This is a genomic window from Streptomyces sp. NPDC005492, assembly GCF_040605995.1.
GTDB lineage: Bacteria > Actinomycetota > Actinomycetes > Streptomycetales > Streptomycetaceae > Streptomyces.
The window spans coordinates 44274-59329 of the sequence record NZ_JBEXDX010000052.1; the positions used below are offsets into that span (position 1 = coordinate 44274).

The 15056-nt window shown below is 68.1% G+C and carries 6 protein-coding genes and 1 riboswitch; of the genes, 2 read left to right on the forward strand and 4 right to left on the reverse strand.

The window, feature by feature from the left end; translation table 11 throughout:
- Positions 1–107: 107 nt before the first annotated feature.
- A complete protein-coding gene (locus ABZT04_RS39780; RefSeq protein WP_356063866.1) occupies positions 108–4268 on the reverse strand; it encodes a beta-galactosidase in 4161 nt (1386 codons plus the stop codon).
- A 176-nt stretch (positions 4269–4444) separates the two neighbouring features.
- Positions 4445–7768, reverse strand: coding sequence for a lectin (locus tag ABZT04_RS39785; RefSeq protein WP_356063868.1), 3324 nt, complete (start codon positions 7766–7768; stop codon positions 4445–4447).
- A 1342-nt stretch (positions 7769–9110) separates the two neighbouring features.
- Between ABZT04_RS39785 and ABZT04_RS39790 the strand changes: the two genes are divergently transcribed.
- On the forward strand, positions 9111–9428 hold the full coding sequence (locus ABZT04_RS39790; RefSeq protein WP_356063870.1) for a hypothetical protein: 318 nt from the start codon (positions 9111–9113) through the stop codon (positions 9426–9428).
- 820 nt (positions 9429–10248) lie between these two features.
- Positions 10249–10402, forward strand: a riboswitch (cyclic di-AMP (ydaO/yuaA leader).
- A 564-nt stretch (positions 10403–10966) separates the two neighbouring features.
- Here the strand turns inward: ABZT04_RS39790 and ABZT04_RS39795 are convergent.
- Positions 10967–11740: a class I SAM-dependent methyltransferase gene (locus ABZT04_RS39795; RefSeq protein WP_356063872.1), complete on the reverse strand. Its 774-nt coding sequence runs from the start codon at positions 11738–11740 to the stop codon at positions 10967–10969.
- Positions 11741–11955: 215 nt separating this feature from the next.
- On the opposite strand from ABZT04_RS39795, the gene ABZT04_RS39800 reads away from it, so the two are divergent.
- Positions 11956–13659 (forward strand): carbohydrate binding domain-containing protein, encoded by a 1704-nt coding sequence (locus tag ABZT04_RS39800; protein WP_356063874.1) that lies wholly within the window; start codon positions 11956–11958, stop codon positions 13657–13659.
- 19 nt (positions 13660–13678) lie between these two features.
- On the opposite strand, the gene ABZT04_RS39805 is transcribed toward ABZT04_RS39800, so the two are convergent.
- The gene (locus ABZT04_RS39805; protein WP_356063881.1) at positions 13679–14959 is read right to left on the reverse strand and encodes a DEAD/DEAH box helicase; all 1281 of its coding nucleotides are present in this window, start codon (positions 14957–14959) and stop codon (positions 13679–13681) included.
- Positions 14960–15056: the final 97 nt, after the last annotated feature.

The window sequence follows — 15056 nt, forward strand, 5'->3', positions numbered from 1 at the left end:
CCTAGTGCGGAGACGGCCCACATTCGCCCCGTCAATTACGTTAAGTAGGCGCCGAGTTGCCGAAACGATGGTTCCGTCGGGTGCTGTACGGCGGATCGTGGCGCTTTTCAGCCGCACGTCAGCGTCGGCGTCCCCCAGTCGCCGTGATCGTTTCCGTTGCCGTCGCCCGCGTCACCGACCTTGAGGTCGACCACCTGGGCGCCGCTGATGTCGACGTCGATCGGTACCGCCGCCTGTCTGCCGCTGATCGTCGGTGTGGTCACCAGGGTTCTGCCGTCGGCGATCACGGAGAACGTCACCGTGCCCGCGCCCCCTGTCTCGTCGTCGACACCGACGTCCGCCGTCAACCGGGAGCAGTTTCCGGCCAGGTAGAGAGCGACGTCGCTGACCGAGTTGGTGCCCAGGCCCCTGGCGTACCCGACGCCTTCGATGGTGATCGGACGCCCGTCACCGACCGCCTGCTCGCCTACGCTGGTGTCCCGTTCCACCGGCCCCCACCCGTTGGTGGACGACAGGAAGGGCAGGTCGCTCACCTCGCTCTTGCCGACCGGTGGAGCCGGTGGGATGCCGCCGACGATGCGCTCGTCCTCGCCGGCGGCCTGCCGTCCGTTCTGCGAGTAGTGCACCGTGGCGGTGAGTGCCGAGGCAGACGGCAGGGTTCCGGTCGGCGGCTGTACCTGCCAGGTGAAGGTGGCGGTGGCGCCAGGTTGCAGGCGCTCGACGGAAGTTGGGCTCGTGGCACTCACGGTCCAGCCGTCGGGCGTGGCGAGCGACGCCGTCAGTTGGGATGCGGACGGGCGGTCCTTGGGCACCCGTACCGTCGCCCGGGCCGTAAAAGCCTGTCCCGGCTCGGCGGTGTCGGGCACGTTCAGGTTGACGTCGGCTCCCGGGCGCTTCGGCATCGCGTAGGTCCGGGGGTCGTAGCGCGGGCTGTCGTTCTGCGCGACGCGCAGGGAGGAGGCATAGCTGCCGTAGTTGGTCAGGGCGACCTTGCCGAGGCCGCCCGTGGTGCCGTCGAGGTTCCAGACGGCGATGGCGATGCTGTTGTGGCCGTTGGGGTTCAGGATCCCGTTGGGGACGGGGAACGTGTGCTGCGGGCCGAGGTAGTTGACGTAGTTGCCGACCTGCCAGCCGTTCACGAAGATCGTGGCCCGGTACTTGCGTGACGGGTCGTCGGTGAACGTCAGCCCGAGCGAGGTGTCCTGGCCGTGCGGCAGGTTCAGGGCGGCGTCGGTGCGGTACCAGGAGACCCCGGGGGTGGTGTCGGTCGTCGGCAGGGACACCCGGTTCCAGGTGCCGTCCGGGTAGCCCGGCAGGGACCAGCCGGCCCGTTCGCCGTACAGGCCGCCCGTCGACAGTGCGCCGCGCACGGTGTCCTGGAGATCCTCGCCGCCCCGTACGCCCTGGAGACGCCAGGTGACGGACGTCAGCGGCGCGCCGACGAGGGAAGCGCTGGTCAGGCCGCGCGCGGTCTTGTTGCCGTTGGTGGAGTTGTAGTCCTCCTCGTGCCCCATGTTGACGGTGAGCACCGAAATGACGTTGTCGCCCGTGGACTTCAACGAGCCCACCGGGAAAGTGAAGTCGGCGCTACCCGTGGTGGAGCTGCCCAGGAAGGTGCCGTTGAGCCAGGCGGAGAACGCCTGGGCACCTCCGCCGGAGTCCGAGACCAGGTGGATGCCGGTCTCCTTGCCGGTGGCGCGGAAGCGGCCGCGGTACCAGGTGTTGCCGGAGTGGAAGTCGTAGTCGTCCGCGTAGAGCACCGGCAGCGAGTTGACGCCGGAGACGCTGTTGGTGGCCGACTTGTCGGCGACTTTCCAGGAGGAGTCGTCGAAGCCGGGTGCCACTTCGGGGGATTCCTCGGCGTGCTTCCAGTTGGTCAGCGTCGGGAGGTGGATCGGGGCGGCCACCGGGATCTTGCCGGTGAGGCTCCCCGTGCCGGTGGCTTGAGTGCCCAACGTCCTGCCGTTCCAGGTGACTTGGGCGGCGGAGGTGAACACCTCGATGTTCTTGTCGTCGGCGTTGTCGCCGGTGAGGGCCACGGTGTGACCGCCGTGCAGACTGGTCGCCGTGCGCAGCAGATGGGTGCCACGCACGAGCACCGGACCGCTCGCCGTGTCCTGACGCCAGAAGGTCTTCGCCGTGGCCGTGTCGCCGACGAGCAGAAGCAGCGGACGCTGTCCGGCGCCGCTGACGCTGACTCGGATGAGGCCCTTGTGCGTGTAGTTCAACCGCAGGTCGCCCGTGGCCGCGTCCCAACTGGTCGTGACCGTACCGCCGGTGGCGGTCACGGTGGGCTTGGCGGCGTAGCGCAGGACGGTCTCGCCGTCGCTGCCCTCGTCGCCGTAGAGCACGCCGACGTCCCGGTTGCCGATGGTCGCGCTGGTCATGATCTCGGAGGTCGAGTACTGCAACTGGGCTTCGCCGAGGCGGTAGTTGGCCACGATGACGTGCGAGTCGCGGCCGTCGAGGGTGATCGCGGTGCCCGGCTGCTGCGGCACGACCGGGTAGGTCGGCTCCGCGGTGGCGGCCGTGGGCACGTCGATGGCGTCGACGGCCACGTAGTTGTCGGTGGATCCCGAGCCGTGGCTCCCGGCGACGACGATCTTCAGCGTGTGTGCGCCGGGGGCCAGGCCTGTCTTCTGGAAGACGACCGCCTGGCTCTCACTGCCCGAGTCGTCGACCGTGGCCACCTTGGTGCCGTCGAGGTAGACGTCGGCGTTGCCGTGGTTGTTGGTCTTCGAGCCGATCCAGCGGATCGCGGTGCCGTCGAAGGGGACGGTGAGCGAGTCGCCGGCCTTGTTGGAGAACGACTCGGTGTGCTGGTAATCGCCGCCGGTGTAGCTCGTGTTGGCCACGTGCGACCACGAACCGGCGTACTGGAGCGCGGAGTCGGGGTCGTCCCAGGTGTAGGTGGTGTCGGCGGTCGGCTGGGCGTTGAGGTCCAGCGAGATGTGGGTCTTGTCGACCGCGGTGGAGGTGGAGTTGCCGTGCCGCAGGACGTGGAACTGCGTCTTGGTGTCGGGGTTCATGCGGGCGGTGTCGACGATCGCGGAGTCGTCCGGTGGGGTGGCCCTGATCGCCTCGGTCTTGGTCAGCGGGGCGACCGACTGCGTGAAGTACCCGATGAGTTTGTCCTCGTCGTACTTCGGATCGAGCTGGCGGGTCTCGCGGATCGCGGCGCCGTAGTCGTACGACGTGTAGTTCTCCGGCATGCCCAGCCAGCCCCAGTTGGTGCCGCCGTAGGTCATGTAGAAGCTCTGCGCGGTCGCGCCGACGGCGATGTTCTGCTTGTAGAAGACGTTGGCGAACTGGTCGTTGATCAGTTGGGCGCACTTGTCGTAGCCGGGGCCGCCCCACGGGTCGAAGGCGCCGCCCTGGAACTCCGGTGAGTACAGGGGCTTTCCGGCCGGGTGGTCGTAGCTGATGTCGGGGACGCCGTTCCACTTCGTGGGGTTGGAGCAGTCGAAGCCCTGGGGGTAGGAGTCCGGGCCGTCGACGTCCAGGGCTCCGGTACCGGAGTTGAAGGTGCCGTTGTTGTTGCCGGTCAGCGGGACCGTGATGCCGTCGGCGCGGGCCTTGTCCTCCAGGTGCTGCATGTAGGAGCGGCCCGCGGCCGAGCCGTTGTAGTACTCGTTCTCGACCTGGTAGGCGATCACCGACCCGGTGCCGTTGGTGAGTTGGTGGCGGGCAATGATGCGGTCGATCTGGGTCAGCCATTCGTCGGCGTACTTGAGGAACCGGGGGTCGTCGCTGCGGTTGTTGCCGGCCTTGGTGGTCAGCCAGCCGGGCAGGCCGCCGCTGTCGACCTCCGCGTTGATGTACGGGGCCGGGCGGGCGATGACGTAGAGGCCGGCCTCCTGGGCCATGTCGAGGAGCTTGTCGACGTCGCGGACCCCGGTGAAGTCGTACACACCCGGCTTCGGCGAGTGGTAGCCCCAATCGAAGTACAGCGAGGTCGAGTTGAAGCCGGCGGCCTTCATCTTCTGGAAGATGTCGCGCCACAGGTCCGGGCTCGGGAGGCGGAAGTAGTGGAACTCGCCGGACCACAGATAGGTGCGCTTGCCGTCCACCAGGAACGAGTAGCCGTCGAGACTCACCGTGTGCGCCTGCGGGCTGACGGCGGGCGTCTGCTCTCCGACGTCCTGTGCCGCCGTGGCCGGCGCGGTCATGCCCACCGCCAGGGCGAACGTCGCGGCCGTGGCGAGGACCGCCCGCCACCACCGACGGCCAGGTCTCGCACCTTCCGAACCGATCCGACTTCCCCGCACTGCGGCCTCCACACCGACTGGGCGAACAGCATCAAACAGACTCAGGCAAAGCCGAACAGTAAGGGTGTGGCAGGCACACCACAATGGGGCGGGAGAACTCGGTCGAGGGGCCGGCTCCCGGGCTCGCGTCCGGGAACCGGCCCGCCGTCGTCAGGACCGCCGGTGCATCGACTGCGTCACTGGCCGAAGCCGTACGCGAACAGATGGTTGGCGCCCGAGGAGCCGGTCACCGGCAGCGTGATCGACGCGACCTGCTTGGACGCGTCCAGCGGGACCTTCGTGGCGAAGACATAGGCCTTGACGGTGTCCCGGCCTCCGCTCCCGGTGTTGCGGTAGGCCGTCGTGACGGCGGTCGTGTCCCCCGGGAGGGGCTTGGTGCCGCCGCCGTTGAGCGTCCAGTCCGAGAACCCGATCGTCGCCTGCGCGGTGGTGCCGTCGGTGTAGGTGACGGTCACCGTGCCCGAGACCCCGCTGCCGTCGGTCGGCGCGTTGGTCGCGGTGCCCAGCAGGCCCAGTGCGGCACCCGACGTGCCGGCCGGCATCGGGATGGTCTGGCCGGCCATCTCCAGGTTGTCCAACTGCCCGGACGTCGCCGTCGGCCAGGTGTAGGAGACGCCGTCGGCGGTGACGGTGGAGCCGCTCGTGACGCCTGCCGCCGACAGGGCGTTCTGCGAGAACGCCCAACCACCGTTGTCGAAGCCGCCCGAGAAGGTGGTGCCGTCGGGGTAGATGCCCTCGTTGGTGTTGTACGGCCACAGGGCGCCGGCTTTGGCGACGGCCACGCGGAGGGTCGCCGCGCTCAGCGCCGCGCCGGTGCTGTGATCGGTCAGCGCGAAGGTGACCGGGTAGGTTCCCTCGCTCGCGCCCGCCGTCACCTTGACCTTCGCCTCGGCGCTGCCCGCGGCGGGGACCGTCAGCGAGCCGGAGGACGTGTCCAGCGTGACGCCCGTGGGCGCCGTCGCCTTCCAGTCGACCGTGACGGCGTTGCTGCCGAGGTTGGTCAGGTCGAGCGTGCTGTCACCGGACGTGCCCGGTTGGAGGACCAGGCCGTTGCTGGGACCGGTCGCGGCCAGCACCCGCCCGCCGCCCGTGGTGTCCGACGGCGGTGCCGCCGAAGTGCCGGACGCCCAGGAGGTGTTGGGCTGGGTGCCGAGCGTGAAGTCGAGCGTGCCCGCGCCCTGGAACTGCTGATAGCTCAGCCAGGAGGTGTTCCACGCCTTGCCCTTGACGGCGAGCGACTGCACGTACGGCGCTTCCGGCGCGGCCTGCGGAGCGTTGATCGCTACGGTCTTGCCGTTGCCGAGGGTCACCTTGGCCACCGGGAACGCCGGGCTGCCGAGCGCCAGGGTGTCCGTGCCCGGGGTCTCCGGGTACATGCCCAACTCCGACCAGACGTACCAGGAGCTCATCGCGCCGAGGTCGTCGTTGCCGAACGAGCCGACCGGCGCGTTGAAGTACAGGTCCTGCTGGGCCGCGCGGACAGCCGCCTGGGTCTTCCACGGCTGGCCCGTGTAGTCGTACTCCCAGGGGATCTCCACACTGGGCTCGTTGCTCAGGTCGGCGTCGGTGTTGCCGGGATGCGTGATGTCGTCGAGCAGGCTGTCCAGGTAGGACGAGTACGCCTTGACACCACCGCGGGCCTGGATGAGCTGCTGGAGGTTGAAGGGGACCATCGGCGTGTACTGGGCGGAGGTGCCCTCCACGAAGCCGCTGGAGGTGCCGGGGGTGAAACCGGTCGCGAACTGGCCGTCGCTGTTCTTGGCCTGCATGTAGCCGGTCTGCGGGTTGAAGACGTTCATCCAGTCCTGGGCGCGGGTGGCGAACTTCTCGTAGACGGCCGTCTTGCCCAGCGACTTCGCGAACGCGGCCACCGCGTAGTCGGCGGAGTCGTACTCCAGTTGCGTGGAGACCGGGCCGTAGAAGTTGCAGCAGCCGTAGTCGTTCTCGTCCAGCGGGAGATAGCCCTTCGCGTCCCGTACGGACTCGCCGGGGCGGTCGTTGTTCGGGACGGTGGCCTCGTGCTGGAGGGCGGCGAGTGCCTTGGCGGTGTCGAAGTTCGTCGCGCCGAAGGCGTACGCGTCGGCGATGATCCCGGCGGCAGGGTCACCGACCATCACATAGCTCTCGCCGTTGTTCGAGGCCCACTTGGGCAACAGGCCGGTCTGGTCGTACCCGTTGAGCATCGACGTGACGACGTCACCGGCGACCTTCGGCTCGACCATCGCCATCAACTGGGTCTGGGAGCGGTAGGTGTCCCAGCCGGAGTAGTTGGCGTACTGGGCCTTCTGCCCCTTGGCAAGTTTGTGGACCTGGTTGTCCATGCCCATGTACTGGCCGTCGTCGTCGGAGAAGACGTTCGGGTGCAGCAGCGCGTGATACAGCGCGGTGTAGAACTGCGTCTGCTGGTCCGAGGAACCGCCACCGACCTGAAGCTTCGTCAGCACCGCGTTCCAGGTGTCGTGGTTGGCCTTCTCGACGGCGGCGACATCCCACTTCTTGATCTCGGTGGAGAGGTTGTTCGCCGCTCCCGCGTCACTCGTGTACGAGATGCCGACCTTCGCGTTCACCGTGGGGTTCGCGGCGGTGTCGAAGGTCAGATACATGCCGTTCGCGCCGGTCGTGGGGGGCTGCGCGGCCTTGGTCGCGGTGGAGGAGCGAGGTGCGGCGCTCGCGGCCGGGGACGGCGTACCGGACTGCTTGGTCCCGCTCGTGTGGATCGTCGGGGCCGGCTTCGCCGGGACGGTGAAGTGCTTCTCCTTCAACGGCGCCGACTTCGAGGTCTGCGGGGCCTGTTGGACCTTTCCTGCCTTAAGCGAGGTCGCGTCGGGGTTGATGGTGCCGCCGACCCAGGTGCCGCTCGCGGTGAACGGCCGGTCGAACTTGATGTCGAAGTGCAGCGTGTATCTGTTGGCCGCACCGCAGAAGTGGCCGCTGTCGATCGCGCCGCTGATCTCCTTGTCGTTCACCACCTGCACGCGCGTGCCGTCGACTTGCGTGGCGCCGCCGCTGAGCTTGAACAGCAGGTTCGCCTGCTGTCCCGCGGGGAAGGTGAAGCGGCCCAGACCGGCGCGGGTGGTGTCGGTCAACTCGGTCTGGACGCCGTTCGCGTCGGTGACCTTGTAGGAGCCGATCGCCGCCTGCTCGTCGTCGTGACTGAAGCCCGCGGACGCGTCGCTGAGGTTGCCGGACAGCGCGCCGGTCACCGGCAGGATGGGCAGGTCGCCCGCGACGGGACAGCCGGGGCCGGACACGTGGGTGAGGCTGAAGCCGGAGATCTTCTTGTCGTTGTACTCGTAGCCGCCGCCGTCGGGCCGGTCGGGCGTCGTGTCGGGGCCCCACTGGACCATGCCGGCCGGCATGTCGGGCCCCGGGAAGGTGTCTACGGCACCTGAAGTGCCGATGAGGGGGTTGACCAGCGCCGCAGGATCCGTCACCAGGGCCGGCGTCGCGGCGCTCGCGGCGGCGGCGCTGCCGATCGCCGGAAGCGGAAGGGCTGCCATGCCCAGGACGCTGATCACGGCGAGGCGTTGGCGGAATCTTGCGCGGTCGGGTCGTGCGGCTGAACGTCGGGGTCTCACCATCGGTTGCCTCCGCAGCAGTTCGTGCTTCGCACATCAGATGCCGGCGCGCCGAAATACCCCGGAGTGCCGGCGACAGGCAACGGTTCCGGTCACTCCCACGGCCGGCCTGACAACGTTGCCATGCACGAGTGTCGAGTGAAACGCGTGCGCTGAGGGCGTGTCAACGAGGTCAACGGGAGTTTCTTAAAGCGAAGTTCGTGGAGTGTGGGAGGCGGCACGGTTCCGGGCCGGACGAGCGGGGCCGGGACGGCGGGGAACCCGTCACCGGCGGGGGCGAGTCGTTCGACGCGGGAACACAGAGCGCACGGGTGCAGCCCCGCACCTCACGCCTCGCGCAGAACCAACCAGGGATCGAGTGAACCGTCAGCACGCTTGCGGGAGTTGCGGCCTCCTCGCGGCTACTCCCGCCGCGTCACCCAGGCCATACACCGGCCCTCGGCGACAGCTCACCGTTCACCGATTCTCGCCGCACTCGCCTCGCTCCCCCTCGCGCGCAAACCTCATCGCAAACGCGTCCCGGAGACGGGTCTGGCCCAGGAGACTCGCCTATGCGGGACACGCGGTAGCCGTTGCGCCAAGACTTCCCCAGCGGCAGGTCAACGGCCCCTGGCACGTGAGACCAAGGACCTGACGTCGGCGGCGACCCAAGCGATCGACCGGGCCCTGAAGCTCGCCCAGTTCGGCGCCGAGCATGACGGCAAGAACCTCTCGACCATCGACCGCTTCCTGAGCGCAGCCATGAGCGAGCCCCCCGAGCCGGACGAATAGCGGCAGGGATCCTCAGCCGCTGACCCAGAAATAGCACCTGGTCGTCCGGATCAGCCGTCAGCACCAGACCACGATCTACGAGGGATCGGTCCATTCCGCGAAGACCATCGTCTCGCCGATCGACTGGCTGGACTTCGTACGCAACGGCCCCGCCGGGCGGCCTCTCTGGTGGCCGGGAAGACCACAAGAACCCTGCGCCAGAACGTCATCGACGTCCTAGTGGAGATGCTCGACCCCCCGCGCTGCTCGTATCGAAGGGCTTGCCGCTGAACCTGGAATGCGGCGAGGACAAGGGCTCGGTCATCGAGCAGGTTCAGTTCAACCTCCGCAGCGAGGAGCATCGTGCTCTGCGTGCCGACCATGCCGAGCAGATCATCCTGGCACGGGTTACAGCCTCCAGACCGCGGCATAGTCACCGAGAGCAGCGGCAACCCCACGAAGATCGGTGCCCGGGACGGGTTACTGGCGTCCTGCTCCCGCGCACATCTACGGCGTGCTTCTGGAGATCGACCGATCCGTTTTCAGATCCTCAGTCCCCCTCAGATTCCTGAGTGTGGAGTTCCCGGACGTCGTCCCGCCCGACCCGGGCGAGACCGCGCAGCAGCTCAATCTGCTGAACAGCGCTGGGGCCATCTCCACGTACGAGAAGGTCCGTCGTCTCAAGCCCGACTGGCGAGGTGAGAAGGTCCTCGAAGAGGTTGCGCGGATCAAGGACGAACAGATGGTAAGCCAGCCTCCCTCACTGGGAATCAATCCGAGCCAGGACGCAGAATCGCTCTCGACACCTGTCGGCGTCGAGAGCGATTCCTAGTGCTCAAAGTCATGTGGTGCCTGGGGGTAACACCACATACCTCGGAGTACCTAGTGGTGGTCGATCAGCCTCACGACCAGAGTCCACAGAGCGCGAGCGCCCAATGCGATCCCGAGTCGCTTCACCAGATCGCGAACCATGCCCCCTTCGCTTGGGGCGCGTTCTTTTTCCACCATTCACCTCTTCTCATCTTGGACTGGGTCACCGGGCATCCGGCGACCCCCAGGACGGCGGATCAACCAGGCAACCCAGCCCAGCCCACTGATGAGGTAAGGCCCTTTCAAGGTAGGACTCAGCCTTGACGTCATACAGGGCGTATTGGGGCGCGCAAGAAGCGCTCGCGAATCACTGCGTGAGGGCCAGTTCACCTCGCACTCCCCCGCGACTTTCAGTCCGCATGGGCACCGCCCACCCGACAAGGGAGAGCACGACCATGGCGACACCCGCAGAGCCCGGCCCGGGTGCGGAGACCCCTGGCACTCCCCCGGAGGGCACCACGCCTCCCGAGGGAACGCCCCCGCTCGAGTCCGGCAAGGACGACATGGGCACCAAGAGCGCCGAGACGAACTGGCAGGCCGGGCCGAGAAGTTGCCGAGGGCCTCGTCCGCCCCGCCCCAGCGAAAGCAGACCATTCCAGGCCCTCGTGCCCGCCTCTGGAGCGTCCAGGGCCATCAAGCCGTCCAGTCCGCTGCGGAGCAGATCACTTGGGAACGCCGGGGCTTCCTTGCTGCCGAACGGCACACGTGCCTCACGAGCAATGTATCCGCCAGGCGCACGCGCCCTCTTTGCACCTCCGCGCTTCAACATGTCCTGTACTGGCTCGGCTTGACCACCTACATTGCCCTGTAACGGAGGCGGGGAACCGTAGGCACCCGGGGCGAATCGGCGACTAATCCGCAGGAGGCGGCGAGGCACCGTAGGGCGAAGGCCGTCCGAGTCCGACAGCTAACCCGCTAGGCGTTACGATCATCCAGAGCCGAGTCCGTCAACACCGTGCTGCTACGCGTGTCGATGAGACTTGGAGAAGTCCGATGTTCGTGCTTCCTGGGCTACCCCTCAGGGCGGGGGCAACAATCACAGCCGTCCTGTGTGCCGTCGGCCTCATATGCATGATCCTTCTGATGAGTCCTACATGGCTTCTATGGCCGCTCTTGTCGAGGGATCGCCGGTCCGATCTTCTCCGGCTGGTTGCCGCCTGGACAACGTGGGTCAGCAGTGTGACCGAAGGCCGGCCCTCTCCAGCCGAGGCCCACCAAAGGCGACCCAAGCCGCGGGAATGCCGACATGGGGCGGCATCGAAGTCTCAAGTAGATGCGTATTAAAGAAAGTGTGGTGGGTGGACTCGCCCACTGGCCCTGGAGGCCACGAGTCCGAACCGGGCTCCGCGGAAGAAGGTAACGGGCGAGAAGGACCTCGTGGATATCGTCGCGAATCTCCCACCGGAACCGCAGACAATCACATGCGATGAGACCATCTTCATTGCACCCATCAACAGGCCACGGCAACAAGGCGGTTCACGACCTACACCGGCTCCCCCACTACGCCTTCGCCGCACGCACCGAATACACCTCCGGAACGCCCACTCCCGCAGGAAGGCGGAAGTGCCCGTAGCCGTGCTCGTGCAGGAACTCCACTCGAAGACCGGCGGCCGCCAGGGCGCTGACCACCTCCCCGATTCCGTGCCGCCACTCGACAGTCAGCGTCGCGGAGGTCAGCGCATCCGGGTCGGCGTACGTGCCGGGCTCGTCGACGACGATGGGGGCGCGTCGGAAGTAGTCGCCTTCGACGGAACGGCCGTCCTCGGCCAGGACATCGGCGAAGGGGTGGAACTCCGCCAGATAGAGAAAGCCTCCCGGCGCGACGAGCGCGGCCACCGTCTGCGCCCACCGGTCGATGTCCGGCAGCCAGCACAGCGCGCCGAAGCCGGTGTAGACAGTGTCGAAGGTCTGTCCGCCGAATACGTCGACGGCGTCGTACACATCGGCGGTCACGAAGCGGGCCTCGGCAGCGCCGATCCGCGTGGCGAGGTCCCTGGCCGCGTCGACGGCGGGCGCGGAGAAGTCGAGGCCGGTGACGGTGGCTCCGCGTCGGTACCAGGACAGCGTGTCCAGCCCGATGTGGCACTGGAGGTGAAGGAGCGTCTTGCCGGTGACGTCACCGACCTCGGCGAGTTCGAAGTCCCGGAGCGTGTCCCTGCCCGCGACGAAGCCGGGAAGGTCGTAGAACGGGCCGGCGACGTGAATCGGAACGCGTTCGTCCCAGTTGGCGCGGTTGGCCGCGCGCCAGTCCGCGGCGTCCGGGGTGATCGTCATGACGGCCAACGTAGTCAGGCGACTGGATCGCGATCAACGCGTTTTAGCGCTACGGGAGTTGGCCCGGGTCGATCCGAACGGAGCCCAGGGCGGGCTCAGTTGGTCTAGTCCTCTTGACGGAGGGTTCTGCGAGCTGTTTGGTATGTACCAATACCCTTCACGGCTCTCACCCCCACCACTCCGCCCCGACGGGCATCCCGAGAGGTGTCACTGTCATGCACCTTGCAAGACTGGCGGCTTCCGTGTCCGCCCTCGCGCTCTCGCTCACCGGCGTCACCGTCGCCCTGGCCCCCGCAAGCAGCGCCGCGGCGAGCAGCGTCTACTCCGTGGCTCCCTACGTCGACATGTCGAACAGTCAGGAAGGACTGCTCGACACCGCCATCACCGGACACCACCTGAAGGCGTACACAGCGGCCTTCGTACTCGGCGTCGGCTGCACCCAGATATGGGGCGACACGCTCCCCATCGGCAACGACTCCTACACCGACCCCGAGATCGCCAGGGCGAAGTCCGAGGGCGCCTCCGTCATCGTCTCCTCTGGAGGGGCGAGCGGTGAGCCGCTCGCCTGGACGTGCTCGAACCAGAGCAGCATCGACGCCGGATACCAGGCCATCATCAACGACTACGGCGTCACCCAGCTCGACTTCGACATCGAGGGCGCCGCCATCGCGGACACCGCGGCCGCGGCCCGTCAGATGCAGGCGATGAAGGACCTCAAGGCGTCCAACCCGAACCTGCAGTTCTCGATGACCCTTCCGGTGCTGACGAGCGGGCTCACGGATGACGGCGTCAACATCCTCAAGGCCGCGAAGAACGCGGGCGTCAAGATCGACGTGGTCAACATCATGGCCATGGACTACTACGCCGGTACCGGCACCGAGATGGGGCAGGGCGCGGTCTCCGCGGCCAAGGCCACCCTGGCGCAGATGCAGTCCGTCGACTCCGGTTACACCTACGCCAACCTCGGCATCACTCCGATGATCGGCAAGAACGACGACGGTTCCACCTTCACCCTGGCGGATGCCCAGACGGTGGAGAGCTTCGCCGCGCAGAACGGTGTGGGGCGGCTCGCGTTCTGGGCGATCACCCGGGACCAGGCATGCGGCGGAAGCGCCAACTCCCTGCCCACGTGCAGTGAGATCAGCCAGAACAGCCTCGCGTTCACCGACGCGTTCGTGCCCTACGAGGGCAGCTCGGGCGGCGGTGGAGGCACCACCACCGACTTCTCCCTGTCCCTGTCACCGGGCTCCGCCTCGGTCGCCCAGGGCGCTTCGGCGACCACGGCCGTGTCCACCGCCGTGACCTCCGGCAGTGCCGAGTCCGTCGGCCTCTCCGCCTCGGGCGCTCCCTCCGGCGTCAGTGTCTCCTTCAGCCCGGGATCCGTTGCATCCGGCGGCAGTTCGACGCTGACGGCGACGGTCGGCTCGTCCGTGGCCGCCGGTACCTACCCCATCACCGTGACCGGCACCGCCGCGAGCGGCAGCCACAGCGCGACCTACACGCTCACGGTCACCACCAGTGGAAGCGGCGGCGGTGGGGGCTCGTTGACCAACGCCGGCTTCGAGACCGGCAGCCTCAGCCCCTGGACCTGCACGGGCGGCAGCGCGGTGGTCTCGACTCCCGTCCACAGCGGCAGCCACAGTCTCCAGGTCACCCCGAGTTCCAGCGGCACCGGCGAATGCGACCAGAGCGTCGCCCTGTCCCCCAACACGACCTACACGCTCACCGCCTGGGTGCAGGGCCCGTACGCCTACCTCGGCGTCACGGGCGGCGCCTCCGCAAGCACCTGGTCGAACAGCTCGACCTGGAACCAGCTCAAGGTCAGCTTCACCACCGGCGGTAGCGGAGCGGTCAGCGTCTACGTCCACGGCTGGTACGGCCAATCCAACGTGAACGCCGACGACTTCACCCTCACCTGAGGGCACCGGTGACCGAGATCTAACGGCCCTTGCGCACCCGGGCCGCCGCGCGGGCCTCCGCGGCCTTACGGGCCTCGGCGGCCTTGCGGGACTCCTTGGCGGGGCGGCCCGGACGGGTGCCCATGCCTCGGAAGGGGGCGTTGCCTCCGCCGGCCTTGGGCGCGGTCGGCGGGCGTTTGGCCCCGGTGATGGCGGTCAGCTTCTCTTCGCCCGAGCGCACCTGTGTGGTGGTCGGGCGGATGCCGGCGTCGGACATCATCCGGTTCACATCGCGCCGTTGGCCCTGGGTGACCAGGGTGACCACGCGCCCGGACTCCCCGGCGCGTGCGGTGCGCCCGGCCCGGTGCAGGTAGTCCTTGGCGTCGGCGGGCGGGTCCACATTGACGACGAGGTCGAGCGCGTCGATGTGGATGCCGCGGGCGGCGACGTTGGTGGCCACCAGCACGGTGACCTCGCCGTTCTTGAACTGGGCGAGCGTGTGCGTGCGTTGGGGCTGCGACTTGCCGCTGTGCAGGGCGGCGGCCCGTACACCGCTGGCCCGCAGATGACGGGTGAACTGGTCCACCGCCGCCTTGGTGTCCAGGAACATCAGCACCCGGCCGTCCCGGGCGGCGATCTCGGTCGCCGTCGCGTACTTGTCGGCGCCGTGGATGTTCAGCACGTGGTGTTCCATCGTCGTGACCGAGCCCGCGGCCTGGTCGACGGAGGCCACAACCGGGTCGTGAAGGTAGTTCTGGACCAGTTGGTCGACGTCGCGGTCGAGCGTGGCCGAGAACAGGAGCCGCTGTCCATCGGGGCGGACCTGGTCCAGGATCTCCGAGACCTGTGGCAGGAACCCCAGGTCGCACATCTGGTCCGCCTCGTCCAGGACCGTGATCCGCACCTGGTTGAGGTGGCAGTCCCGGCGCGACACCAGATCGGCCAGCCGTCCCGGCGTCGCGACGACCACCTCGGCGCCGGTCCGCAGCAGCGCCGTCTGCCGGTTGATCGACAGGCCGCCGACCACCGTCGCCAACCGCACACCCATCGTCTGCGCGTACGGCGCCAGCGCATCGGTCACCTGCTGTGCGAGCTCCCGGGTCGGCACCAGGACCAGCGCGAGCGGTCGCTTCGACTCCGCCCGCCGACCTGCGGTCCGCACAAGCAGCGCAAGCCCGAAAGCCAGTGTCTTGCCGGAGCCCGTGCGCGCCCGGCCCAGGACATCCCGGCCGTCCAGTGCGTCGGGCAGAGTCGCCGCCTGGATCGGGAAGGGCTCCGTCACCCCGAGGCCCGTCATCGTGCTGACCAGTTCGGGGGGCAGCCCGAGCGTGTCGAACGAAGCGGCGGGCGAGGGGCCCGCCGGTACCGTCGCCGGCGCTGTCGCTGACCCGTGCTCGTCGGCACGGGAGGGCCCGGAC

Coding starts and splice junctions, on each gene's coding strand:
- ABZT04_RS39785 (WP_356063868.1), bottom strand. CDS start 7,768: ATGGCAGCCCTTCCGCTTCCGGCGATCGGCAGCGCCGCCGCCGCGAGC.
- ABZT04_RS39795 (WP_356063872.1), bottom strand. CDS start 11,740: ATGACGATCACCCCGGACGCCGCGGACTGGCGCGCGGCCAACCGCGCC.
- ABZT04_RS39800 (WP_356063874.1), top strand. CDS start 11,956: ATGCACCTTGCAAGACTGGCGGCTTCCGTGTCCGCCCTCGCGCTCTCG.